Here is a 25327-nt window from a genome sequence, read left to right on the forward strand (position 1 = left end):
CCACCACCGCCGCCTCCCCAACCGCCGCCGCCTCCGCCCCACCAGTTGCTGTTGTTGTGGACGATGTTGGTATTAATATTATTAATATTCGCGTTGATATTCGTGTTGTTATTCCAATTGTTCCAGTTCGGACGCCCTCCGCCCCAACCACCGGGACGATTGTTGTTGTTCCAGACGTTGTTGCCGCCGCCGGGACGATTCCAGTTGCCCCAGTTCGGCCGGTTGTTGCCGTTCCAGCCGGGTCGGTTCGGCAAACCGCCGGCGTTCCCGCCGCCAGGACGATTGGGAAAGCCGCCGCCGTTCCAACCTGGACGATTAGGAAGCCCTCCCGTTCCGCCCCCCGGACGATTGGGAAGGCCCCCCGTCCCACCGCCGCCGGCCCATGGAGGTCGCACACCTCCCCCGCCAACGCCCGGACGATTGGGAAGCCCGCCGATCCCACCGCCTGGGCGATTAGGAAGCCCGCCGATCCCGCCCCCCGGGCGATTAGGAAACCCGCCGGTCCCGCCCCCCGGGCGATTCGGAAGTCCTCCGATCCCGCCTCCAGGCCGGTTGGGGAGTCCGCCGATCCCACCTCCCGGCCGGTTGGGGAGCCCCCCTGCACCGGTGCCCGGGCGCGATCCGCCCCAGCCAGGAATACCGCCGCCAACGCCACCGGGACGATTGCCGATGCCCCCGGGACGATTCGGCAACCCACCGCCGATTCCCCCAGGACGATTGCCGATCCCACCGCCGATTCCGCCCGGCCGGTTCGGCAAGTTACCACCACCGATTCCGCCCGGCCGGTTCGGCAAGTTACCACCACCGATTCCACCCGGCCGATTCGGCATGTTACCGCCAATCCCCCCGGGTCGATTCGGCAAGCCGCCGCCGATCCCGCCCGGTCGATTCGGCAAGCCGCCGCCTCCGGGACGATTCGGCAGTCCGCCGATCCCGCCGGGCCGGTTCTGCCCCCCCCCGCCGCCCGGACGGTTGGCAACCCCGCCTCCCCCCGGTCGATTGGGCATTCCACCGCCGATCCCGCCGGGGCGAGTCGTAGGCATTGAGGGTCGGCTCATACCACCGCCCACGTTAGGCCGCGTCTGAGGTCTGGCCGGTCGGTTCACGGGCATGGAAGGCCGGGTCATTCCACCGGGACGAGCCATGCCGCCGCTGGGACGGGCCATGCCGCCGCCTGGTCGGGCCATGCCGCCCCGCGCGCCTCCGCCGCCGCCCCGCATACCTCCACCTCGCCCCCCGCGCTGGGCGAAGGCGACGTCGCCAGCAACGGCGAACACGACGCCGAGACACGCGACTGAAGACAGGAGACGACGCCTGAACATGGCCGATCCTCGCTCTGCACGGGGGGATGCGCCGCGGTCCGTGCGGGCTTGGGCTCGGGACGTCCTCGCGCGACCCTGGTCGTTCAGGGTCGCGCTCCCTTGGGTCATCGTCGAGAAGCGGTTGATCGCGAGAGCATTCGACCTCACTTCGCCTGCGGCGCGCCGCCGGTCGCCGGCGCGGGGGCCTTGCGAACCATCACCACGTCGAGGATGTCCTCGGAGACGACGCCGCCCAGAATCCGGTCGACCGAGTCGGTTTTGACCGAGTCCTTGTTGAGGATGGTGTGAACCAGCGTCGCCGAGTTGGGAAGGCCGTCGCGCATCATGCCCTGCGACTTGACGACCCACTGGTTTTCGGCCGTTTGCGTCCAGACGCCCTCGCCACGGCCTCCCTCAGAGTCGAACAACCAGGATTTGATCTGTCCCGTCTGAGGATCCCAACCGATGAACATGGTTCCGGAGGACCTGGGCTGCCCTTGAAATTCGGTTGCGTAGGTCCGAATGAGAAAGCTGTTGTTGTCGGCCCATTTAACCTGCGCGGTGACCTTGGCCTGGTCGCCCTCGTTGACCCAGTCGCCGACCATCCATTCCAGTGGCTTCAGCCGTTCATAAGGAACAACATCCTCCGGAGGCATGGGGTACTCGCGGATTTCAGCGATGCTCCATGCGCCAGCCTTCTGAACGGCCAGGGTGCTGAAACGGACGAACTCAGCGGCGTCGCCGCCGGGAACCGAGATGCGCGAACGTCCTTCGAGACGGGCGACGTCGGGGGTGAGGAAACGGATCGCCTCCACGTGCGACTCCAGTTTCAAGCCGCCGCCATCGGCGAACGAGTCGGCGTACATCTGAGAGATCTCGGCCTTCCCCTTGATCTCGTAGCCGTCCGGATCGACGATCACCGCGTCGTCGGTGTAGAGAGCGGACAGAGCCTGCGCATCGCCCCCTTCGTAGGCCTTGACGAATGCGGAGACCCGGGCCATCAGGGCTTGTTCGGCCGGCGTCGTCGGCTTGAAGTCGGCCGCGGGCGTGGCGGGCGGAGTTGCAGGAACGGCCGGTTGAGCCGCGACGGCCGGCGCCTGGGCGGGCGCGGCGGCGGGGGTCTGCCAGCGCGCAACGGAGACCGTAGCCAAACCGACGGCCGCGACCGCGGTCGCCAGAATCTTCACGAACAGGACACGCATGGGAGGGGCCTCGATGCGGACGTGGACGCGATCGCGTCGATTGGAAAATCCCGGTGCGGTGCGACGATCGCCGGTCACTTCAGTAATAGTAGCGCCGACGGTCGAGGTCCAGTGGCAAGGTGCAAGAGCCTCGAAGAAAGCAAAGCAACCCGACCCGGCCCTCGGGTGCGCGAGGGCCGGATCGGGTGGATCCGGAACCAGGATTCGGTCGACTTCTTGGCTTACCTGAGGGTGGGCTTCCTGAGCGCCGAGATGCTCATCACCTGAGGAATCGCGGCCGCCGTGGGGATCTGGCTGATGGGCAGCATCCCTCTCACGGTGTGATACGTGGCGTCCGACGACTGGATCTGCATGCCGAGATTCCGCAGCGACGTGATCATGGCGTTGAAATCGCCGTTGGCGGTGCCGGTGATCGACACGCCGACGTTGGAGCCGACGATGTTGAGAGTCGGCGAAGCGATCTTGGTGGCGTCGACGCCATTGATATAAAGGGCGGCGAGGTCGCCCGAGACGTTCGCGGGGACGGTCGTCGCCGAGGTGCTGGCTGAAGTCGTCACGGTGGTCTTCGCCTGGGTTGGAGTCGTGGTCGTCTTCGACGCGACCGACATCGACGAGGCACTCTCTAGACTAACGTTAGAAACCGTTGGCGTGGAGACTGTCCCTGAGAGGTTGCTACTCGAGGCCGTCCCCGTCGTGGTGATTGCAGAACGCGTCTGGGCGGAGTTGACGCTGCCCGCCCGCAGGTAGTTGGTGCTGAAATAGTAAATCCGGGTGATGACCGGCGTCGTGGTTGTTGGAGTCGTGGTCGTGGGCGTGGTTGGAGAGCTGGGAGTAACCGTCGAACCGTTGCTGGAGCCGATGGAACCCGCACGCAGGTAAGTGCCGTTGAAGTACCGGCTCGGAGTCGATGGAGTGGTGACGACCGGCGTGGTGCTCCCCGAGACAGTCCCGTCGAGCGTCCCGGTCCCGGTGACCGTGGTGGTGGGCAGGCCGGCTCGGAGGCCGGCCAGCCATGCGAGCGAGGTCGAGCCGGTTGCGGGGGTCCAGCGCTCCTCAAGCGATTCCAGGGTGAGCTTGCGACGGACGAAGAGGCTCCGGGTGCGGTTCATCGGTCTGGCTCCGTGTATATGTCATCGCGACGCTGAACGTCACGTGAATGTTCGTCTTTGTCGGCGTGACTCCGCAAGATCGTCGAAGACTAGCAACGGTCCATTTTGCGGATTACGCTTGACTTTCGCCGGAACCTAACAAGCGAAACGTGCGCCAAACATACGAATCTTGATGCGATCTCCGTCGTATCCCACCGGAGTGCGTTAATTCGGGTGCTCGGCGCAGGATGCGAGGCGGTGGATCGATGGGTGAGCGACGAACCTTTGTGCTGACGGACACGGCGCATGACGTCTGGATTGAGGACTTCACACTTGAGGGAGCGAGCCTGGGGCCGGCGGCCCTGGGAGGATTCTCGGCGACCAAGCGGCGGCTCCGGGGCGGGCGTCGCGACGGCGTGGATCTGATCCGGGTCGACAACGGGACGTTCTCGTTCCAGGTCGTCCCGACGCGAGGGATGGGTCTGTGGCGGGCGTCCTGCCAGGGTGATCGCGTGGGCTGGGACTCGCCGACCCGCGACGGCCCGATCCATCCGGCCTACGTGCAGCCTCATGACCTGGGGGGCATCGGCTGGCTCGAAGGCTTCGACGAGTTGATGGTCCGCTGCGGCCTGATGAACAACGGCGCCCCGTTCCGCGCGGGCGACGCCATTCATCCCCTGCACGGCCGGATCGCCTCGATCCCGGCCTGGTACGTGGCGCTTCACGTCGATTTGGAGCCGCCCTATACGATTACCCTCGAAGGACGGGTGACGGAGTCCTTCCTGTTCGGCGGCGGCGTGGAGTTGGTCGCGCGGTACACGACCACGCCGGGATCACACGCGGTGACGGTCCGCGACGAGTTCTTCAACGTGAAGGACGTGCCGGTGGAGATGGAGATCCTCTACCACTGGAACTTCGGCCCGCCTCACCTGGACGAAGGCGCGCGGTTCGTGGCCCCGATGAAGGAGGTCGTCCCCCGCGACGCCCGGGCCGTCGAGGGCCTGGCGACGTGGGACGTGTACGGGCCGCCCGAACCCGGCTACGCGGAGCAGGTCTACTTCGGCTCGCTGCACGCCGAGGACGGCCGGACCGTCGCCATGCTCCGCGATCGCGCCGGCGAGAAAGCCGTGGCGATGCGTTACGACGTGGCCGGCCAACCGTGCTTCAGCCTCTGGAAGAACACCGGCGGCCTTCGCGACGGCTACGTCACGGGCCTTGAACCCGGCGTCAACTTCCCCAACCCCCGGCCGTTCGAGAAGGCCCAGGGCCGCGTCGTCACCATCCCCGTCGACGGCCTGCACGTCACCGAGACGACCCTGGAAGTCCTCTCCGGCCGCGAAGCCGTCGCCGCCGTCGAGGCCGAGGTCGCACGACTTCAGGCCAAAGGCGCAGCCGTCGTCAGCCCCCGGCCGGTCGGACCGTTTGCCGTCGAGGGGTGACGGAAAAAGCGAGGCTCATCTCCGCCGAATTGTCAAAGAGCGATTCCCCCGCCTCAGACCGCCGTTCTGGGGCGGGTTCGTTTGCGCGGCGACGGAACGGCGATTCTCGACTTAACTTCATGTTCAACCGACGCTTCAATCGCGGCGGCGTTGGGTTCGTTCGTTGCCTTTTGGGAAGCGGCGAAACGTGCCGTATGAAAGTCGCGACGCTTCGCGGTCGCCCCGGCTGTTTCGGGCGAGTCTGATCCACGACGGCCTTCCCCCCTGGAGGGGGAAGGTGGCCCGCAGGGCCGGATGAGGGGGACGACCGGCTTCGCGTTCGGGGAGTCCGTCGGATCGGACGTGTTCGCGACGGCGGTCGTCCCCCTCATCTGATCGCTCCGCGATCTGTCTTCCCCCTCCAGGGGGGAAGACGTTTTATGATCATGCTTCGCTGTGTCTTTCCGCATCTTCGTCAGCGTCTGCACCGCCCGGAACAGCTCGCGCGCCCGCGCCGACTGGTATCGCCGAAGCCGCTCGCCCTCGACGCCGGGCAGGAACGAGGCCGCTTCCGCTCGCTCCAGAGCGTCGTCCCCCTCGGCCTCCTCCAGTTCGGCCAACCGCTCGCTCAGGCGGTCGGTTTCGCCGTCGACGACCGCCCGCAACGTCGCCCGCGCCTCGTCCTCGTCGGCCGGCGGAGGGGCCAACTCGCGCCAGTGCTGCCACTGGCTGTAGGTCGGGTCGTGGAACGGCGTGTCCCGCCGCAACCGCTTCCAGAACCCGACGCCGCCTTCTTCCTCCAGCGCCTCCCAGGCCAGGAAGATCGCGTTCAGGGCCGGGTCGTCAGCGGCGTCGCCCGCCTGCTTCCCCAGCATCCGGACGAACCTGTACTTATCGCAATACGTGAACACATGGTCGCCGTCGATTAATGAGCGGATCTCTCCCCAGCGGTCGAGCATCCAGCGCACGCCCTCGGGCGAGTCCTCCAGCGCCGCGACGATCGCCGCCGGTTCGTCGTCCGGCGGCGGGGCCGCCTTGCCGGAGGCGAAGCTGCCGACGATCGCGAACAGCCTCCGCCCCAGCGCGGCGACCTTTGCCGCCCCCTTCGCCCGCGAAGTCAGCATCGCCCTCCGCACCCGCCTCGCCAGCATCGCCGCCTCGTAACGCTCCGCACGCTCCAGCGCCCACGAAGCCCGCGCCCCGCGCTCGACCAGCGCCCGTTCGATGGCGTTCTGCGGCTCCCACTCCTCGACCCAGCCGCGGATTCGCGAGTCCAGTTCGGCCGGGTCCTCATGCGGCAGGACCGGGCCGCTCTTCGACCGCATCCCGTGCTTCAGCGCGTTCATACGAGCCCGCGCCTTGCCGGCGTCGGACTTCGGCCCGGTCGATTTCTGCGCGTTCGCGCGATTGGCGCGGATCTGGGCCTCGGTGGCGGCCATGGCGGAGTCTCCTCGATCGTCGCGGCGGGAATGTCACTTAGGAGGGACGATCCGCACAACGAGCGAGGCGATTCCGATTGCCGAGACTTTTCACGCGCCGCTTCGGCCGACAAATCCGCCTGTGCGGGTTACCCTGGGTGCCGTGGCCACGCTTGCGTGGCCTTTAACCGGCATGAGACAGTTGCACGACCCTCGGCGATCGCATGGCCATGGCACCCGGCACCGATTCTCCGGGGAAAATCCGATGCTTCTGCAATGACAACGGCATCGAGGTGTTTGGGCCGTCGCAGGGGATGGGCACATGAAAGAGACCTACACCGGCCGGAAAGCAATCCGGCGGGATGGCCAGGACCATTTCGCCGAAGTCACGGTCCGAGCATCACCGGGCGAGGCACCGTCCCAGGTGACTCTCTCCGCCGAGGCGATTGAAGATCTGAAATCCGCATTCGGCGAAGACTTCGAATACCATGGGCACAACGTCTGGACCGCCGTGATGCTCCAGATGAATATCGCGAACGTTGCCGGAGAGATGCCTTACGTCGGAGCCACGACATTCCACGCGGAGGTGCTCCGGGTCCGAGTCTCGGGCAACGCGGGCCGGGAGGTGAGCGGTTTCCTTCTCACGGTCGCGGGCATGGATGCCATCGGCGAATGCCTCTGCGCCTGGGAAGACGAACGTCACGGGTTAATGAGTTGACACAGGTTTCCGCCATGACACCGGTTTTCCGCCAGGTCAGCAACGAGACCAGGAGTGGTAGAATAGCGTGAACCGGACTGAGGTTGGCGAGCCCATGAGTACGGTGCTGAAAGGTTTCATCCGCAACGGCAAAGTCGAGTTGAATGAACCGGCGGACTGGCCGGATGGGACCGAAGTCGTGGTCGCCCAGGAGGACGCCGGCAGGGAAGAAGGTCCGGCGCCGCCCGACGAGATCGCCCGCGTCCTGGCGGCCATGCAGCGGTTGCAACCGCTCGACATTCCCGACGACGTCGGCGCCGACCTCGACGAGTGGGAGTCTCGGTCCACCGTCCGCTCACACCACCCAATATGGACGACGAAACCGCCGCCTGACGATCGCGGGCGCGGGTTCGCGGGGTGAGCCGGTTCTCCGGCCGCCCCGCTTGCTTTTGTAGTTGGCCGATCGGCCGGGGGAGGGCCGCCGGGAAGACGTCTCCGCCGGTCGGCCGGGACGTTGGGGCTGATCGGCGGGGGGGGCGAGTTAGACCGTCGCGGGTCTGCGGGCTCGCCCAACGGCGACCGCCGCGGCGGCACCCAACGCGATGAAGGCGGAGACCACGCTCGCGGGCTCGGGCACGGCCGAGGTCGAGGTGGACAGGCCGCTCCACTGGATGTTGTAGCTATTGCCGTAGTTGTGGCCCTGGAGCATGACGGTGCCGATGCCGAGAGTCGGCTCGCTCAGCGTGTAGCCGCTGCCCAGGATGGAGCCGTTCAGGAAGTAGCTGACGAGGCCCGTCGACGACACGCTGAACCCCAAGCTGATCGTGTCGCCCGCCGTGACGCTGGTGACTCCGCTCCAGGCTCCAGTCTCCGAATCATAGGTCCGGACTCCGAAGCCTCCCGCATCGCCGACGACCTCGATGATGGGGTAGCCCGTGCGGTCGGCGGGATCGGTGACGCTGGCCCCGCTGTAGGTGATTCCCCAGAAGCCCGCGAACCGAGTGTATCCGTCCGCCGGGGGATTGACCGCGAGGGTCCAGGTGGGATCGACGAAGACGCTGATCTGGGTCGCCAGCGTCCCCGTCTCGACGTCGTAGGCCCGCCCCTGGGTGTTGTAGAAGGCGTTGGCCTGGAAGTCGCCCCCGTTGATGGTCTGCTGGAGGATCCCGGAACCGCTCGGCAAGGGCGAAACGAACCCGTAGGGGGCGAACCGATCCGTGTACCATTTGCCGGGATCATGCGCGACGCCGAGCTGGACGGGAGTGTTGAAATCGAAGAGCTGGTCGGCCCGGGACGGGGCCGAGAGCACGACGACCAGGGCGAAGCCGAGAACCACGTTGCGGAAGTTCAAGATGCTCATTGATGGACGTCTCCGGTGATTTTGTGCGGTCGACATGTGGTGCGTTTCAAGTCCCTTAGCGATGTCGTCCCTCTCCGAGTCGTTGCCTGATTTGCGACGCAGCCTCTCGGACGGCCACGCCCGCCGCCGGCCTCTCGACCGGACGCCATGGAGGCTAGCCGAAGGCCTCCGCCCGGCTCCAGGGTCCGTGCGATTAATCGTCAAACGCATCAGCCCGTTCATGCATCAGTTGGTTTTGAGAGACAATGCGCCGGTGGACGGGGGCGCTCGTCGAGGTTCGACATCGCTCGGGAGAGCCGCGGCCGGACATAGGCGCTTGGGCTCAGAAGTTGCAACCGCGCCAGGCCCTCAACGTCGAAAGGCGTGGCTGGCCGACACCGCTGCGGAACCCGAGTACGGCCGGATCGCGTTCGCGTTGAACGCCGTCGCCCGCCCGATCGGGCTGAACGATATCATCATCGCAGCGATCGCATTCGCCCTGGCCAATGCGGCCGTCGTCACGATGGACAGCGAGCTTGCGTCGGAGCCAGGTCGCACCGTGGTGGACTGGGCGACCCCGTCTCAGCCGGACCACAAGGTTCGAGAAATAGGGTTGTCCCTGTGCGCTTTCTCATCGAAATTGGTTTAGCCTTGCACGATCTCTCGACTTCCGGCATCTATCCCCACCGGGGCGGGCTCGGACTCCCGTCGTCGTTCCGCAGCCCACCCGACGTAAGAGGAGGTGGATATGAACCACGGCAAGGGATTCCTGGCGGCGGCCCTGCTCGGCCTGTGTGCATCGGCGATCGCCGAGGACTCGACGGTGACCGTCGGCAGCACTCGCTACCTCACGTCGGTCGCCGGCCAGTCTGGCGACAAGTCAATCCGTCTCAAGCTGACGGGGACCGCGATGCGGACGATGTGGACGTTCAAGGTCTACTCCATCGCGAGCTACGTGCAGGAGGACGCCGTCGTGCGGACGCCGGAGGCCCTGGCGAGCGCGGCCGTCCCGAAGAAGCTCTGCCTCACCTTCGAGCGCACGGTCGCCAGCGCCGATCTCGCCAAGTCGTTCCGCGAGGCCGTCGCGCTGAACCACCCGGCCCCCGCCTTCAAGGCCGAGCTGGACGCGCTGGCTGGATACTTCGAAGCGCATCCCGTCAGCCAGGGAAACAGCATCTGGCTCAGCTCCGAGCCCAACGCCGGATTCCACTGCCAACTCGTCGGCGCCCCGGCCCTGGCCCTACCGAACGACAAGTTCGCGCAGGCCGTGTGGGAAGTCTACCTCGGCCCCAAGAACCTGGGCGCCGCCATCAAGACGGGGCTCACCTCACGCCGTTGAGGGGACTCGCCTGTCGCCGACAGACCCGAAGAAAACCTCCTCATCCCTCGACAGGATCTAACGAAGTCGGGCCTGCCGCCGCCGAAGAATGAGACCTCGGACGGCTTCGCAAGAATGACGGGACAAGGCCTTCGAAACAGCGACGCCCCCCGAATATGGGGGCCGTCGGATTCGTCATGCATCTCCAGCTCAGTTCGTCTGCGCAGCGTGACGGTTGCTGTGGCGAGATCCGGGAAAAGAACTGACAACGGTTTCCGTGACACCGGTTTCCCAAACAAGTACGAACCGTCGCGTCACGTGACTACGCCTCCGTCACCTCTTATTCGCGTATGCCGCCCGAAGGTAAAGCACCGCAAGCCGAACAGCGCATACAGATTGCGTCGCCCCCCCAGAGGCACACCGTTGCGTCAAAAAAATCGCCCTTTTTGTTTGCTCTTTGAATCTCACCTACTTAAACTCCTCGTCGTTCCATGTAACTTCGGAAACCCGGTCCGGATACCGCTCTCCCAAGTTGGAAAGCCGATATCATGCGCGATAAACGTCGGGAAATACAGCGGTCGCTGACAACCGCTGTCGCTCTCGCTTTGGCCGGGTGTGCGTCGCAGATCGATCCACCGAAAGTCATTCGCTATGACGCGGGCTATGTATTTGCGGGCGAAACCAAGCAGGTAACGCATGTATTCAAGGTTTCTAACAATTTATCGCGACAGCTTACAATCCTTAAGGAAACTCACAGTTGTAGCTGCACCAATGTAGAAATCGACAAGAAAATAATACCGCCTAAATCGGAGGCCAGCGTCGTGGTCAGGGTCAACGTACCCTACAATTATGGGACGACTTCCGTCGCATGCTCCGTGGAGACGGACCACCCGAGTCAGCCCAAGCAGTCCTTCGAAATGAGGTTCACGACATACACTCGACTGCGAGTCGTACCGGACAAGTTAGATATGGGGAACCTGGATTACAATGAACGGGAAGACGGTTCATCAGGTGCCAACGAGAGCAGTCGCGTGGCTTCCCGTACGTCTCGCCAATGTCTCGCAGAAGTCTACTCACGGGACAGCGAAGAGGAGATGAAGCCAACTCTAATATCTCGTTCGACGATATTGTCTGTGGACGTCGGCGAATGTTTCGATTCCGAACGTTTTCCGAGCGGAGTTATACGAAGAAGATACCCGGTAACCGTCGAATTCTCCAAGCACGGGAATAGTGAAGCCCTTAGATCCAGATCGGAGACAATGACGTTACGCATTGCAGACGCACTGCCCGCAGTCATCACTGTGCAATGGAGAACTGCTCCCCCCTACAGAGTCCTGCCTTCCTCGATTTATTTTGGGCTCATCGACCGTGGCGCTCAAGATCCAATTTTTGTTGATATAGAAGTCGCATCGACTCAGAACAGACCGTTTCGCGTAACCAGCGTAACAACGGGATCCACATTTGTACGCGCCGTTTCTGATCTCTCCGCTTCATCCGAGGCCAGAGAAACACACCGACTACGTTTTCAAGTAAATCCTGCGACCGTCGAGAAATCCGTTACCGGCAGTGTCGCTGTCGAGACAGACAACATGCATTCGCCAATCATCCATATACCATGGTCTTTGTTCCTTCGGCGCGATGGATGAGACAGAGTCAGAATATAGAGGAGCCGTCACCGTTGCCGGCTCCAATGAGTACGGCACCCGCCTGTTGAGGCTGCGAACAATTGGAGGCCGATGATGAAACGTTCAGTGATCGCAACGACTGTTGCTGCCTGTACGCTGTTGCTCGCCAACTTCTCATTCGGTTGGGTCGGCTGCGGACAGATATGTGGAGTCTTCTGGTCTTATCCATGTCCGAATTTTTGTTTCTCTATGGAAGGCATGGACTCTCCTTGCGAGGATCAACCGTACCCGGACTGTTATTCAGTCGTAGGCAATAGCGTTCCACTGTGCAGCCAGTCAAACTCAAGCATTGATGACTGCAGACTTGTTGCGATACAGCCAACTTGCACAACGGCTTACTGGCTAGACTGTTGTCCCGAATGCATGGATTGCCAGGCGGTTTTCCTTTGCTACGAAACTGGCTACGAGGAAGAGTGCACTAACTTGATGTGCCTCTAGCGACATGCGTGTTTGAGCCCGCATTCTGGTGCTGTCAATTGTGGGTTACAGAAGCATCGATTAACTCATCACCAGCCTGATGAACGCCTTCGACTACAGGAGGGTCTTTCAACTCGGTCCCTTGGTCAGGCGACGGCGACGGCCGAGCTAGGCTGAGGTGCGCTTGACGGTCCAGCGGATCGGCGACTCATCAGCCGATCGAGTCCTCAGGGCGGAGGAGGATCTCCGATCCCCACTCCGCCTACTCGTCGACCTATGCGTAAGGCTCGAAGTTATGATGTCTCAGGTTGGCAACCTCCGCGTGACTCGTCCCATCGGCTGGCCTTCCAGTCGGCGGCCGCCTCGCGTCGTCCATCGAAGCAGACCTGACCATGATGGCCGACGAAAAACTCACAGCGTCAATGATGATGTGACTTTTCCGACCGTCGACATTCTTTGCGTTGTTGCGATGCCGCTGGAGGTCTCGTCGAGCGATCGGCTATCGACACCGATGATACTCGGGGTCTATCATATCTTCTCTTTCATGCAGAGGTTCCGCACCAGGACTTTGCGAATGCAATCCAAGACGCAGGCTGAACGCCTTTCATCCAGGCACCGCCAGGCCGTTCTCCGGGGAGCGAAGCCGACCTCAATCTTGCACCAATAGCCGGTCCGGAGCAGGGAGAACGGCTTTAAGGCCCCTGCGGACAACTGCTTTGCGGACCGCCGCCGGCGCAGATCGGGATGAACGGCTCAATCAGGGCTCACTGGCCGTCGTTGACGTCGCTGGATAACCGAGATTTATCATCCCTTTCTTGCAACGCTTAACAAACGTTCGGCTTACTTACCGGCCATTTACTTAATCACTAATTCGCGAGAGCGCATTATGATCTATGTTGCACTGGCCGTCACGATCGGGTTAAGCCCGTCTGCCGAGGAGCGAAACTTCCTCGAAGCGGTTCGCGACGTGTATCGCTCAAATCTTTCGGGCGTCACTGTTGCCGATGTTTCCTTCCGCTTTTCGACTGGAAATGCCCTTACTCTAATAGACGCTCTAGCAGGAAAATGGACCAAGCGTTCCAATGCGAACGGACGGCTCGTCTTCAACGAGTCTCTGAAGCGATTCGATCGTGTTAGCTCCCTTGACGATTCCAACGCATCACGGAAATGGATCACCGATAAGAGTTTTAAATCCGACCTTCCTCCTTCGGTCCGCGTCGTCACGGACGGCAACTGCACATTCTTGGATAAAATCGAGCCTTCGGTCGATGGAAGCAAGTTTATCCACGGCGTTCAGATCCATGCCGGCATTCAGCCATTCAATACGTACGCGAGAATTCCGCTAGGTCTCGGAGGGGTCGGAGACCGGGTTATGAACCTCGCTGCGGACTTGGATTCTGCGCTCCTGGAAAATGCCGACACACACTTTGAATCAATTGACAGAGACGCCGTCTTAGACGGAAAACCGCTGATTAGAATCACGTTCAACCACAATGGAGGTCAGAGGGAGTATTGGATTGACCTTCAACGTGGAGCTACTCCTCAGCAAATAGTCACTCGATCTACCAAGCACCAAGCATTCACAATTATATATGATGATTTTTATAATATAAATAATACTACATGGTATCCATTCCGTGAGCTTGTATTTACCGAAGGCGGCCTGGCACGTGAAACTATCATAGAACGACATTCCAAATTTACCGGACGCCTGCCTGAAAATGCTTTTGAGCTTGATTTCCCGGAGCCCATCGCGGTCATGGATCAAGCACGTATGCTAAAGTATGCACCGAGAGTTGCGTGGAAATTGGATTCCCTTCCTTCTGCTTCTTCTCGCGATGCGGCCCCGGTCTTCTTTCAAGAGCCTCAAGTGGAGGTACCGAAGATGCCCAGTGAGCGTGAAGCTGCGTCGCACCTTGGCTGGACTGTTGCAGGGGGTTTCGCGTTGGTGATATTTGGGTGCATAACTCTCACACGCAAGTTTAAACGAAATCGAAAGTCTAGCTGATGTGTGTTGCAACATCGACGGCCTCAGAGCGTCATGCGTACACCATCGTTGAGCTTCTGGCTGCCTCCGCTGTGATCGGCGTTATGCTCGGGATCGCTATTCCGGCTACCATGTCCGCCCGGGAAGCTGCACGACGCCTTCAATGCCAGAACAACTTGAAACAAATTGGACTAGCGCTTACTGCCTATGAGTCCGTAGGAGGTTGCTTCCCTCCTATTAATCTTCCATCTATCACTACTAAAACGGGCCGGTCTGTCTCGATGCATTACTACAGTGCGTCGACGCGGATTTTGCCATACTTGGAAATGCGAAATCTTAGCAATGGCATAAATTTTAATTTATCCCCATCCAACCCGATTTCATTAAGGTCGAATTCCACCGTAATGCGCACGCCGGTTGACATTTTCCTGTGTCAATCCGATATTTCACATGGTTTAGATGGCTATGGTCGGACCAACTATCGATACAATATCGGCCCCAGCCCCTGGTTCTCGCCCGTATCAGGCCGTGATTCCGGTTGGTCAGGTGCTTTCACCGTCCACAAGACGTATCAGCCTGCGGATTTCCCGGACGGTTTGTCTCAGACTGTTGGCCTGTCCGAACGACTGCAAGGAGATTGGATTCGGAACCATATAGGTGCCGGTGATTACGCACTGCTACAGTCAGGAGACCGGCATAAACACGAACCGACACAATGGATTCGAGAGCTTTGCCGCGCGCTCGCACCGGACGTTGCGAGGGAATCGCGAGGCGGAGAATCTTGGTTCGTCTCCGGGCTGCACTTTACAAACTACAACCATTTCGAGACTCCCAATTCCAACGTATCGGATTGCGCATTAGACTCGGGCCGTGAAGGTTTACATCAGAGGACGTTGCACGATGGTATTTTCAGTGCCAGGAGTCGACACACGGGCGGCGTTAATCTTCTAATGATGGACGGCAGCGTTAAGTTCTGCCGCGACACCGTGGATCTCAGAGTTTGGCACGCGATCGGCAGTCGCAATGGCCAAGAGTTAAGTTCGTTAGAGATGTGGTAGGCTTTTCCTCATGCGTTTTGATTGGGATTGGGCGGCATGCTGTGAGCTACTATACTGACGACAGCCTGGCCAATGAGACAGAATTCGGGTGAGAAGAGCCGAGAAATCGGAATAGTGTCTCATTGGGACACCTGGAGTCAGTAGTGGACCGACCGTGTCGATCTGCTGGATGGAAGACCTGGGAAACGGCTCGAAGGCCGTACCTATGCCCGGCGATTCAACGTGGGCGATCCACTAGTGTTCCACCACACCTGAAATGTGACGTCTATGTCCAGCGATAACCGCTGGCCACATGCTTGGTCGCCTATCAGATCAACTGTGGTAGAGCACTAGGTAAGCTTGGGCGTTTTCGTCCCGGCTGTAGGGCCAAACGATGCTACTCGTCGGATCTTGGAGAAGGCGAGCGTTATACCACCTTAGAATAAGACGTGGGACATCTCCGAAGGAGTGACGGAGAATAGGCTTTAGAAACACCGACGGCCCCCATATCCGGGGGCCGTCAGTTTCGTTTCGCGGGTTCAACTCAGCTCGTCTTCGCCGGGTGTCCGTTCCCGTTGGCCAGGACGGCCGGGCCGCCGTCGGCGTCCATGGCTTCGCGGATGTTTCGCATGGCCTGGCTCGAGACGGAGTCGACGAAGTCGTGCAGGGTCGCCGAGTCGGTCCGGGGGGAGGCTGTCAGGTCGAAGCCTGATTTCTCGGCGACCATCAGGCTGAGGAGCATCCCCAGGACGCCCGAGCCGGCGGAGGTTCCGCCCGCGGCCTGGCCGTCGCCGCCGCCGGGGGCGACGAAGACGCGTTCGGGGACCAGCGGCTGGGCGCTGTTGGCCAGGGTCTGGGCGGCGGTCGTCAGGGCGTAGAGCCTCGGGTCGGTGAACGACTCGATCTTGCGGAGCAGGACCGACGCCTCCGACAGACCCTCTTGCAGCAGCCGGGCGCCCTCGCCGCGGCCGGCGAGGATCTTGCGACGGCTCTCGGCCTCGGCCGTGACGATCACCTGCTCGGCCTCCTTGCGGGCGCGGGCGAGTTGGGCCTCGGCCTGGTTTTCAATGATGCGGACCTGGACCTGCGAGTTCGTCAGCTCGGTCTGCATCTGGGCCGTCGCCTGGGCGTCGTTGAGCGCCCGGAGCTTCTCGGCCGCGGCGACCTGCTTGGTGTAGGTCTCCATCTGCTCCAGCGAAAGCTGCCGCAGGCGGAGCTGTTCCAGCAGGTTCTCAATCTTGCCGCCGGCCTCGGCCGTGTCGGGCTTGCCGATGAGGACGTCGACGCACTCGATGTCGAAGTTGTGGAACTTCCGCGACAGCTCCTCCTGGGCCGCGTGCTGGATAGCGTCTCGCTCCTGGAGGAGCGCCAGCATCGTGCACTTGTGGGCGACGTCCCGGAAGTAGGCGCTGAGCATCGGGTCGAGCGTCTGGGTGATCAGCTTCTTCACGTCGCCGAACCGCTGGATGACGCTGGGCGCCTTCTGGTAGTCGATGTGGACGACCACGGAGAGCGGCAGCGTGGGCTCGTAGGCGTCGCGCGTGACCAGGTCGATCGACCGCAGGCTTTCGTCGTAGCGGTGCGACTCGGTCCGGCCGGTCACCCAGTGCAGGACGAAGTTGGTCGTCGGCACCAGGATGATGTTGCCGGCGTACGTGTTGAAGGCGTACTTGCCGGGTCCCAGCGGCTTCTCCTGCACGCCGCGCTCGCCCTCGGAGACGCGCTCGCCGTGGCGGAACGTCTGGCCCGAGAGGTCGCTGCCGATCCGCCCGTAATAGCTGACGATCACGCCGACGTAGCCGATCGGCACGATCGTCTTGGGGATCGACTCCACCGTCGCGAACCATCGGTTGATGAAGTACGTGCCGTCGGTCAGCACGGAGTACTGGCGACCCCGTCGGCCGCCGGCGCGGAGGAAGGCCTCCGGATCCTGGTAGTTGTTATGGTAATCCTTGTCGGTCCGCTCGCCGCCGACGGCCGGCGCGATGATCTCTCCGGCGGTCAACGAGGGGCCGTCGTGGACGATGACGATCCCCATGCCGTCCACGCTGAGTCTGCGCTGGGGGTCCAGCGGATCGGGCGTCTCCACCCTGCCGCCGATGACGACGGGGTCGTAGCCGTCGACCTCGGCGAGTTCCCCCTGCCAGGCGACGAGCGTCTTGAACTCGTAATCGCCGCCGGCCTTCAACCGATAAACGAAATCCTCGGTGATCACGTAAAAGATCGCCGGATTGATCGCGTACACGCCTTCGCGGAGGATCGCGCGTTGGCGGCCGCGCTGGCCGCGGTTCGGCTCGCGTTCGACGGTCCCGCCCTCGCCGGCGAGGAACGCGCGGGCGTCCTGGAAGTTGTTGCAGTCGACGACGAAGCCAAGGGTCTGAGTCGGCGCGAGGGGCTCGCCGTCGCGGGCGTAGACGTAGCCGATCTTCCCCTGCGGCACCGTGACCAGCGGGGCGCGGTGGATCCGATACTGCCACCGCCAGAGGCCGAAATGGAGGCCGCCTCGAAGGACCTCGGCCTGGAATCCAGCCTCGCCGTCGAGGGCGAGGATCCGCCCCTCGGGGACCGAGCCGCGCGTCGACCAGAGCTTCTCAACGACCCCCACGCGGTCGTTGGCGATGTACCGCAATCCCGACAGCTCGCAGAGAGCGATCAGCCCCAGGACCAGGGCCATGACCCAGAACAAACCCGCCGGCAGGTCGACGAAAGCCGCGGCGAGCGGGAGAGAGACGAGGTGGGGAAGAACGTGCTGCGAGGCGTAACCGACGAAGAGTTGCGAACCCACGTTGGGGCTCCAGGGCGAACGCACGCGCCGGGCCCGCCTGAGGCGGAACGACCGCGAGGCGTCGCGGCCAGGCGCACAGCGCCCGACGAAGGTCGGGCCCGACAGGGTCGTTCATCCCCGTCGGATTCGGAGTATCTTCGCATCGGGCCGAGAAGATTCCAGAGAATCCGCCCAAAGCCGCGCGGATTGTGCATTGAGTGCGTTTCGGCCGTCCTCGCCTCCGATGCGGCCTTCGAAACGCGAAACGGGGCCCGCGTCGATTGGACGCGGACCCCGTTGACGTCGATCATCGATCGGGCGTCGCCGAGGCGATCAACCCTTCTTCTTCGTCTTCAGGACCTCGGGCCCCTCGGAGGGAGCGCCGGGGAGCTGCGCCCGCTGCTCCTGGGTCGGCGGGGGAGCGGCGGTCTCGCCGCAGCCGAGGATGGAGAGGGTCAGCGAGGCCAGCAGAGCGGCCAGGATCGTCTTACGCATGGAGGATTCCTCAAGCTCGTTGCGAGCGCCGTTCGGGATCGATCAGTACGAGTCGGAGCTGAGGATCTCGCTGCCCTGAGTCGTGCTGAGGGCCCGCCAGGTGGGGATGGCGATCGAATCCTTCATGAAGTGGACCGAGCCGTCGGCGAAGACCGCGTTCACGCCGCCGGGGTGCCGGCTGCGGGAGGCGTAGGTGTCGCCGTTGATCGCCGCGGTCGTGTCGCCGGGGTAGGCCGGCGGGGACTGCGTGCGGAACTTGCACGGCGGGTTGTTGGCGTAAGGATAGTTGCAATAGCTGGCCGCGCTGAGCAGGTCAGGCTGCTTCGAGTTGGGGGCGAGGTAAGTCGCGAAGCCGCTCGAATTGCCGTACTGGATGAAGCCGCGAAGGTCGGTCAGCGTGCTCGTGCTGGCGGCCTGAAGCACCTCGCCGACGAGCATCGTGTTGCTGGTGCCGTCGCTGATGCTGGAGATGTTGTAGGAGGTGCCGAACGACTGCACGGGCGACCCGGAGCCGGCCGAGATCCACGAGAACGGAGCACCCAGGAACAGCACGCCGTTATAGGTGGCGCAGCAGTAGGTGGCGTCCTTGATCTGGAACAGACCCGTGCCGGTGTTGCCGTAGTTGCAGCCGTAGTTGTACGACGGCACGCCGGCGATCGGCGCGACCGGCTGGTCGCTGGGGCACTGGAACGTATTGACCCGCGCCGTGGTCGCCGTCAGGTTGGCGCCGTGGCTGTAGGTCAGGCTCGGGTTCGAGACGGTCGAGCCGTTGAAGTTGAACGAGTTGTAGATGCCCGACTGTTCCATGAACGTGATCGTGTAGTGGTACCACGTCCCCCAGCCGTAGTAGCGGGCGCCGGGAGGGAACGAACCCAGAGAATCGTGGTAGTTCTGCAGAGCCAGGCCGATCTGCTTCAGGTTGTTCGTGCACTGAATGCGGCGCGCGGCTTCGCGAGCCGCCTGGACGGCGGGCAGCAGCAGGGCGATCAGAACGGCGATGATGGCGATGACGACCAGCAGTTCGATCAGCGTGAACGCTTCGCGCACGGTAGCACGGCGGCGTGCCATGGAAGGCGTCTCCAGGGAATCGTGGCAGGGGAAAAGGGGGATCGGGGCCGCAAGAATGCGGCGAGGCGTCTCGCCTCGCCAGCCCCGAAGTCATCCATTAGACCGAACCTCTTCGGAGTCCGCAAGGCCAACCGCGAGGAATGTATCACATAAACAAATCGCACCGCTTTAACCGATTGCGCGGAGGGGAAGCTTGATGGTGACGGCCAGTCCGGGGCCGGCGTTGGCGGCCGCGATGGAGCCGCCGTGCAGGGCGACGGCTCGGCGAGCGATGGCCAGGCCCAATCCGACGCCCCCGCTGGCTCGGCTGCGATCCCCCTCGATGCGGAAGAACGGCCGAAAGACGTCTTCCAGGTGCTCCGGCGGCACCCCCTCGCCCCGATCCCGAACGACGACGGTTGCGGACTCGTCGTCGGACTGGAGATCGACGTCCACGGCCGAGCCCTCCGGCGCGTGGCGGACCGCGTTGCGCAAGGCGTTCTCCACGGCCCGGCGGAGCAACTCCGGATCCCCCTCGACGGCGACCGGACCGTCGGCGTGGAATCCCAGGCGGCAGCCCTTGGCTTCGGCCTCGACGGTGCAATCCTCGGCCAGTTCGGCGAGCAGGTCGTGCAAGGGGACCTCCTCGCGACGCCCCGCCTGCGGGTCCTCCTCGGCTGAGTGCAGCCGCAGCAACTGGTCGACCAGGTCCGAGAGCCGGTCCGCCTCCTTCTTGATCCGACTCATCGCCGCTTCCCGATCACCGGCGCGACCCAGCCGGACGGCCAGTCCCAAACGCGTCAACGGCGAGCGCAGCTCGTGCGATACGTCCTGGATCAGACGCCGCTCGGCCGACAGCAGCGACTCGATCCGATGCGCCATCACGTCGAACGTCCGCGACAGTTCGCCGATCTCGTCGCGCCGCATCGACCCGATCCGCGTCGTCAGCTCGCCCCGGCCGAAGGCGTCGAGCGCCCGCTGAAGCCGTCTCAGAGGTCGGACCAGATGGACCGCCAGCGCGTAGAGGAGCGCCAGCACCAGGATCGGGATCCACAGGAAGTAGGGCAGCAACGGCGTCCACTCGAACCGGTGGCGGGGGAGCGCCGCGAACCGGAAGCCCTCGGACGTCGGCGGGCTGATGAGGACGGGCGGGCCGCCTGTGTGGGGAGGCTTCGGACCGTGCGACCAGGGGCCGTGGCCGCGCGTCAGGAGGTCGGAACGATCGCTGCCGTCGACGAGGTCGCGGCCCTGGCGGTCGAGCAAGTAATGATCGCCCTCGAACGACGTCCCCATCCGGGCCAGGTACGAACGCAGCCCCTCGGCCCCTTTCTCGCGATAGGCCGCCGCGGCGCCGTCGCGTTGAAGGGCGATGATGCCGCCGAAGAACCGGGACTCTTCCGACCGCGACTCCGACAGGTACCAGAAGGTGGCGACGAATCCGGCCGACGCCAGCGCGACGGTGACCGCCGCCCAGGCCAGGATCTTGGCGTAGATCGATGTCATCGCGGCTCCCCCCCCTCGGCGGACTCAGGGTCGAACCGGAACATGTAGCCTGCGCCGCGGACGGTTCGCACGGCCGCACCCATCGGCCCGAGCTTCTTCCGCAAGCGGCTGACGTGCACGTCGATGGCCCGGTCGAAGGGCGAGCTCCGACGGTGGTACAACGCCGCCGTCAGCTCGTCTCGGCTGACGACCCGCCCGGCGGCGCGGACCAGATACTCCAGAATCTCGTACTCGAACGTCGTGGTCGGAACGACCTCGCCCCCCACGACCACCTCGCGGGCCGTCGGGATCAGCCGGATCCCCTCCGCCTCCAGGGGCGTCGAAGCCGGTTTGGACGAACCGCCGGAGCGACGGAGCACGGCGCGAACGCGGGCGAGCAGTTCATCAGGGTCGAACGGCTTGGGGACGTAATCGTCGGCCCCCGCGCCCAGGCCCTCCAGGCGGTCGGCCTTGGCGGTTCGGGCCGTCAGCATGATCACCGGCACCTGGCTGCGACGCCGGAGCATCCGCAGCACCTCGAACCCGTCGAGGCCGGGGATCATCACGTCCAGCAGGATCAGGTCGCGCTCGAAGTCCAGGGCCGCCCCCAGACCGCGACGGCCGTCGTTGGCCGTCTCCAGCCGAATCCCCTCCTGGGCGAAGAACTCGCGGAGCAGCTCGCAAAGCTCCAGGTCGTCGTCGACCAGGAGGATCGACGGGCATTCCGAGTTGAGCTTCGGAGGGGTCGTCTCGGCCATGGTCCCGACTTTCGTTTCGATGCTCGACGGCTCAATCGTCCCGACGCAGTTCCACGGCCTCGACGCCCGGCGTCCGGGTCAACTCAGAGGCAATGGTTAGAGGAGAGACGTCGGGCCGCAGACGGAGGCGGTACTTCAGGTCGAGCGACGCCCCCTGCCGGGCCGTCTCGACCGCCAGCAGGTCGGCCCTGACGGCGAACGTGGAGAGCAGTTGTTCGGCCGCTCCACGCACGTCCTGACCGGCGGCGAGGCGGACCTTCATTTCAACCTCAAGCCCCTCCCAGGCGCCCTCGCGACGAGGAGGCCACAGGAACGGCGAGGCCGCGCCGACGAACCCCAGGCCCACCAGCGCCACCAGAAGATTGTTGGCTCCGGCCGCCATGCCGACCACCACCGCCAGGATCACGAAGGCCGTGTCCTGCGTATCCTTGACCACCGTGCGGAAGCGGGCGACCGACAGGGCGCCGACCAGGCTGAACGCCCGCGCCACGCTGTCGCCGATGACCTGCGTCGCCATGGCGATCGTGACTGAGAGAAGGACGAGCGTCGTCAGAAAGGTCGCCTGCGCGACCCGTCCGCGACTGGCCCAGCGGTAAACGCCGGCCACGATCACTCCCAGCAACAGCGACGCGCCGATCCGCCAGGCCATCACCGTCCCCGGGAGCCCCTGAGTATTGGACAAAGACTCGATCAGCCACGTCGGCATCGCCGACCTCCCTTCCCGGATATTCTACGCGATCCCGCGGCCGGCGAGCCCCCTTCCAGGCGGAAAGGGGCTCGCGACGCGTCGGCCTGAGGTCAAAGCGCCTTCGCCGCACGAACGGCCGGAAGGCTCAGGAGATACTTGCGACGGGCGTCGGCGAAGTCGCGAAGACCCATGCCGCCGCCAGGCCCACGACCGCGCTGCTGCTTGGCGGCAGCCCCCGTCGTGGATCGAGGCTGGGAAGCGGTGGCCGCCTCGAAGGCCTCATAGCTGGAGAGCTTCTTGGTGTCGGCCTTGATCTCGGGGGCGATGAGCGTCTTGTATTTCGACACGATCGGCCCGAGCGTCTTCCAATCCAGATCCTTGTCGGCGATCTGCTTCACATAGCTGAGGTATCGCGCCTTGAGCGCGGGGACCGCCAGCAGTTTGCTCCGCAGCGGAGCGCGCTGATTGTTGCCGTCGATCCCGACCAGCGGGTCGAGTTCCACGCTGCCGAACCCCGGAGGGCCGCCGAATCCGCCGGGGCCGCCGCCGAAGCCGCCGCGACCGCCCATCCGGCCGCCGCCTCCGAAGCCCGGCCCGCCGCCCTGCGGTCCCGGACCGAAGCCTCCCGGCCCCTGCTGACCACCGCCCGGAGGGCCGCCGAATCCGCCGGGGCCTCCCGGAGGCGGGCCGCCCGCAAAGCCTTCTGGACCTCCCGGAGGAGGACCGCCGAAGCCGCCAGGGCCTCCCGGAGGACCACCGCCAGGGCCGAATCCGCCGCCGGGACCACCAGGGCCTCCCGGAGGACCACCGCCGAAACCACCAGGGCCGCCGGGACCACCGCCGAAACCACCAGGGCCGCCGCCCGGTCCGCCCGGTCCGCCGCCAAAACCGCCGCGGCCTCCCGGGCCGCCTCCACCGGGCCCGAATCCGCCGCCGCCCTGGAAGGTCTCGTTCATGTCGTGGGGAATGACGTGGAATTTGCCCTTGGGATCGAGGTAGATGCTGTAGTCGCTGGAGCGCGTCCAGTAGCCGTCGCCGTTGACCAGGACGACGTCGAGAGCCAGGAACTTCAACGCCCCGTCGATGTCGAGCATCGGTTCCAGCGCCTTCTCAAGCTGGTCGGCCGGGGTCTGGTCGAGCGTCCGGCAGAGGGTGACGAGCGCCTTCCAGGCGTCGTCCTCGTTCTTCTTGGAGGACTTCAGCTCATAACGCTGCTTGTAAGGGGCGAGATCCTCCCCCTTGTAGCCGAGCCCGCCGTCGGCGCCGGGGTTTCCCGGAACCTTCCAGCGCGAGCCTTCCTCGGTGCCGTAGTTCTCGGCCAGGAACGTCTTGTCGAACTGCTGGACGTTCGTGTAAAGCCCCCAGCTCTCGCCGTTGATGACCACGCGGACGAAGTTCGCCTTCGGCGCGGGGATGTACCGGCGGGCGACCTCTGAGTAGAGGACCGTGTGCAGAAAGGTCGAGTCCTCATGGGCGTTCAACAGGTTGAGCGTCTTGTATCCTTCCAGCCGAGCGTCCTTGTCGGTGAAGTCGATCGAGACGTTGAGCGACCGCTTGCGCCCCTCGGGAACCGTGAAGTACGACGACATACCCCGAAAGTGGACGCCGACTCCCTTGACGGCCCGGCCGTCGACGGTGAGCGTCGCGGGGACCTCGACGTCGGACTTGTAGAAGGCCGACATCTCCGACTCCCAGCCGTCGTTCTCAAAGTCGAGGAAGATCGTGCGGAGGACGTCCGGATCGTAGAGCTTCTTGCCGGTGAACGACTTGACGTCGGACTTGGCGACCTTGGCGCCGGGCTCGGGCGTTCCCATCTCCCCGCCGCCGAAGCCTCCCGGAGGTCCGAAGCCCCCCGGCCCGCGTCGACCGCCGCCGGAGTTCTTCTCGCCCGCGACGGCGGCCTTGCGCTCGTCGGCGTTGAGTCGGCCGTCGCCGTCCTTGTCGTATTTCTTCACGAGCTTGCGCTCGCCGCCTCCCATGGGTCCGCCGGGGCCGCCGGGGCCTCCCGGCCCGCCGGGACGAGGCATGGACGCGTTGACGGCCGCGGCGAGGGCGCCGGCGTTGAGCCCTTTCTCAGCACCAGCGGCCTTCTTGACGAACCCCGAGGCGGCCTGTTCAGCCTCCTGAGGCGTCAGCTTGCCGTCCTTGTCGGCGTCGGCGGCGTCCAGGAGCATCGGCCCCATGAACATCCCGGGGCCGAAGTCGCCGGCGTCGTCGGCGGCGTCCCCCCCCTGCAAGGCCGCCAGGCGACGGTTCAGCGCGCGTCCCAGCGCCTGGGCGTCGATCGAGCCCTTGCCGTCGGCGTCGGCCTTCTTGACGAGCCCCGCGGCCGCCTTGCCGGCCTCCTCGGGCGTGATCGTGTTGTTCTGGTCGGCGTCGGCCGCCTCAAGAATGACGCCGGCGAAGAACGTGCCGGGGCCTCCTCCTCCACCAGGGCCGAATCCGCCCGGTCCGCCTCCGCCGGGCCCGAATCCACCGGGCCCGCCCGGCGGTCCAAACTGGCCGGGGCCCCCTGGAGGTCCGAATCCGCCGGGGCCGGGCGGCGGATCCTGAAATTCGGCGGCCTCCAGGCCGCCGTCGGTCGTCTTGTACTCCGAGCCGATGTAGGCGAGCCCGCCCGCGACGACCGCGGCGGAGAACGCCAGAAAACGCAGGATGGCCGTCGGCATGATTCGTCCTCGAGTGGCCTTGCGGACAGGGTCGGGTCCGTCGCTCGATCCTGGACGAATTATGTGAATTCGGCGAAGCTCGATCCGTAACAGAATGTAAAATCCAACCGAGGCCCCGTATGCGGCTCGAACGTATCCATCACGCGGCGATCATCTGTTCGGACTACCAGACCTCCCGGCGGTTCTACGCGGAGATCCTCGGACTCGCCGTCGTCCGCGAGGTCCACCGCCGCGAACGGAACTCGTACAAGCTCGACCTGGCCCTGCCCGACGGCTCGCAGATCGAGCTTTTCTCCTTCCCCGACCCGCCCCCGCGCCCGAGCTACCCGGAAGCCCGCGGCCTCCGCCACCTGGCCTTCGCCACGCCCGACCTCGACGAGGCCGTCCGCGAGTTGGAGGCGAAAGGCGTGACCGTTGAGCCCGTCCGCGTCGACGAGCACACCGGCCGGCGGTTCACGTTCTTCGCCGATCCCGACGGCCTCCCCCTGGAGTTGTATGAGGAGTGAAGCGCCTCGCG

The 25327-nt window shown here is 64.3% G+C and carries 20 protein-coding genes and 1 pseudogene; 9 read left to right on the forward strand and 12 right to left on the reverse strand.

From position 1 onward, the window contains the following. From G5C50_RS10420 to G5C50_RS10430, 3 genes and pseudogenes are all read right to left on the reverse strand, one after another. Window positions 1–254, reverse strand: a pseudogene (locus G5C50_RS10420) (hypothetical protein); the annotation flags it as partial. A gap of 1211 nt (window positions 255–1465) precedes the next feature. Further along, entirely contained in the window at window positions 1466–2503 is a 1038-nt protein-coding gene (locus G5C50_RS10425) for a YybH family protein (RefSeq protein WP_165068702.1), read from the reverse strand. 221 nt (window positions 2504–2724) lie between these two features. Continuing rightward, on the reverse strand, window positions 2725–3612 hold the full coding sequence (locus tag G5C50_RS10430) for a hypothetical protein (protein ID WP_165068705.1): 888 nt from the start codon (window positions 3610–3612) through the stop codon (window positions 2725–2727). A gap of 245 nt (window positions 3613–3857) precedes the next feature. Between G5C50_RS10430 and G5C50_RS10435 the strand changes: the two genes are divergently transcribed. After that, entirely contained in the window at window positions 3858–5030 is a 1173-nt protein-coding gene (locus G5C50_RS10435; RefSeq protein ID WP_165068707.1) for an aldose 1-epimerase family protein, read from the forward strand. Window positions 5031–5083: 53 nt separating this feature from the next. Here G5C50_RS10435 and G5C50_RS10440 read toward each other — a convergent pair whose 3' ends face one another. Further along, entirely contained in the window at window positions 5084–6448 is a 1365-nt protein-coding gene (locus tag G5C50_RS10440; protein ID WP_165068709.1) for a hypothetical protein, read from the reverse strand. A gap of 301 nt (window positions 6449–6749) precedes the next feature. Here G5C50_RS10440 and G5C50_RS10445 point away from each other — a divergent pair, with 301 nt between their 5' ends. Beyond that, window positions 6750–7145, forward strand: a complete 396-nt coding sequence (locus G5C50_RS10445; protein ID WP_165068711.1) for a hypothetical protein — start codon at window positions 6750–6752, stop codon at window positions 7143–7145. Between the two features lie 67 nt (window positions 7146–7212). Beyond that, complete coding sequence (locus G5C50_RS10450; RefSeq protein ID WP_206107636.1) at window positions 7213–7545, forward strand: hypothetical protein; 333 nt, start codon at window positions 7213–7215, stop codon at window positions 7543–7545. A gap of 120 nt (window positions 7546–7665) precedes the next feature. On the opposite strand, the gene G5C50_RS10455 is transcribed toward G5C50_RS10450, so the two are convergent. Next, window positions 7666–8484 (reverse strand): hypothetical protein, encoded by an 819-nt coding sequence (locus G5C50_RS10455; protein WP_165068716.1) that lies wholly within the window; start codon window positions 8482–8484, stop codon window positions 7666–7668. 415 nt (window positions 8485–8899) lie between these two features. Here G5C50_RS10455 and G5C50_RS10460 point away from each other — a divergent pair, with 415 nt between their 5' ends. The 5 genes from G5C50_RS10460 to G5C50_RS33195 all read left to right on the forward strand — a co-directional run bounded on the left by G5C50_RS10460 (window position 8900) and on the right by G5C50_RS33195 (window position 14928). Next, the gene (locus G5C50_RS10460; RefSeq protein ID WP_165068718.1) at window positions 8900–9112 is read left to right on the forward strand and encodes a hypothetical protein; all 213 of its coding nucleotides are present in this window, start codon (window positions 8900–8902) and stop codon (window positions 9110–9112) included. A 99-nt stretch (window positions 9113–9211) separates the two neighbouring features. Further along, window positions 9212–9802 carry a chalcone isomerase family protein gene (locus G5C50_RS10465; RefSeq protein WP_165068720.1) on the forward strand — a complete coding sequence of 197 codons (591 nt, stop codon included), beginning with the start codon at window positions 9212–9214 and terminating at the stop codon, window positions 9800–9802. A 527-nt stretch (window positions 9803–10329) separates the two neighbouring features. Continuing rightward, on the forward strand, window positions 10330–11427 hold the full coding sequence (locus G5C50_RS33190; protein WP_165068722.1) for a DUF1573 domain-containing protein: 1098 nt from the start codon (window positions 10330–10332) through the stop codon (window positions 11425–11427). Window positions 11428–12769: 1342 nt separating this feature from the next. Continuing rightward, on the forward strand, window positions 12770–13891 hold the full coding sequence (locus G5C50_RS10475) for a hypothetical protein (RefSeq protein WP_165068723.1): 1122 nt from the start codon (window positions 12770–12772) through the stop codon (window positions 13889–13891). Between the two features lie 110 nt (window positions 13892–14001). Then, the gene (locus G5C50_RS33195; RefSeq protein ID WP_407673527.1) at window positions 14002–14928 is read left to right on the forward strand and encodes a DUF1559 domain-containing protein; all 927 of its coding nucleotides are present in this window, start codon (window positions 14002–14004) and stop codon (window positions 14926–14928) included. A 523-nt stretch (window positions 14929–15451) separates the two neighbouring features. On the opposite strand, the gene G5C50_RS10485 is transcribed toward G5C50_RS33195, so the two are convergent. The 7 genes from G5C50_RS10485 to G5C50_RS32925 all read right to left on the reverse strand — a co-directional run bounded on the left by G5C50_RS10485 (window position 15452) and on the right by G5C50_RS32925 (window position 24810). Further along, window positions 15452–17692, reverse strand: a complete 2241-nt coding sequence (locus tag G5C50_RS10485; protein WP_240907049.1) for an SPFH domain-containing protein — start codon at window positions 17690–17692, stop codon at window positions 15452–15454. Window positions 17693–18004: 312 nt separating this feature from the next. Then, window positions 18005–18166 carry a hypothetical protein gene (locus tag G5C50_RS10490; RefSeq protein WP_165068727.1) on the reverse strand — a complete coding sequence of 54 codons (162 nt, stop codon included), beginning with the start codon at window positions 18164–18166 and terminating at the stop codon, window positions 18005–18007. Window positions 18167–18208: 42 nt separating this feature from the next. After that, window positions 18209–19234 carry a DUF1559 family PulG-like putative transporter gene (locus G5C50_RS10495; RefSeq protein WP_165068729.1) on the reverse strand — a complete coding sequence of 342 codons (1026 nt, stop codon included), beginning with the start codon at window positions 19232–19234 and terminating at the stop codon, window positions 18209–18211. A 168-nt stretch (window positions 19235–19402) separates the two neighbouring features. After that, window positions 19403–20716, reverse strand: coding sequence for a sensor histidine kinase (locus tag G5C50_RS10500; RefSeq protein ID WP_165068731.1), 1314 nt, complete (start codon window positions 20714–20716; stop codon window positions 19403–19405). Beyond that, complete coding sequence (locus G5C50_RS10505) at window positions 20713–21453, reverse strand: response regulator transcription factor (protein ID WP_165068733.1); 741 nt, start codon at window positions 21451–21453, stop codon at window positions 20713–20715. Before G5C50_RS10505 ends, G5C50_RS10500 begins: the two co-directional genes overlap by 4 nt. A gap of 31 nt (window positions 21454–21484) precedes the next feature. Continuing rightward, window positions 21485–22159 (reverse strand): DUF4956 domain-containing protein, encoded by a 675-nt coding sequence (locus G5C50_RS10510; RefSeq protein ID WP_165068736.1) that lies wholly within the window; start codon window positions 22157–22159, stop codon window positions 21485–21487. Between the two features lie 92 nt (window positions 22160–22251). After that, entirely contained in the window at window positions 22252–24810 is a 2559-nt protein-coding gene (locus G5C50_RS32925) for a CotH kinase family protein (RefSeq protein WP_165068739.1), read from the reverse strand. 119 nt (window positions 24811–24929) lie between these two features. On the opposite strand from G5C50_RS32925, the gene gloA2 reads away from it, so the two are divergent. Beyond that, window positions 24930–25316: an SMU1112c/YaeR family gloxylase I-like metalloprotein gene (gene gloA2 / locus G5C50_RS10520; RefSeq protein ID WP_165068742.1), complete on the forward strand. Its 387-nt coding sequence runs from the start codon at window positions 24930–24932 to the stop codon at window positions 25314–25316. The last annotated feature ends 11 nt before the right edge of the window (window positions 25317–25327 follow it).

This window comes from Paludisphaera rhizosphaerae (genome assembly GCF_011065895.1).
GTDB lineage: Bacteria > Planctomycetota > Planctomycetia > Isosphaerales > Isosphaeraceae > Paludisphaera > Paludisphaera rhizosphaerae.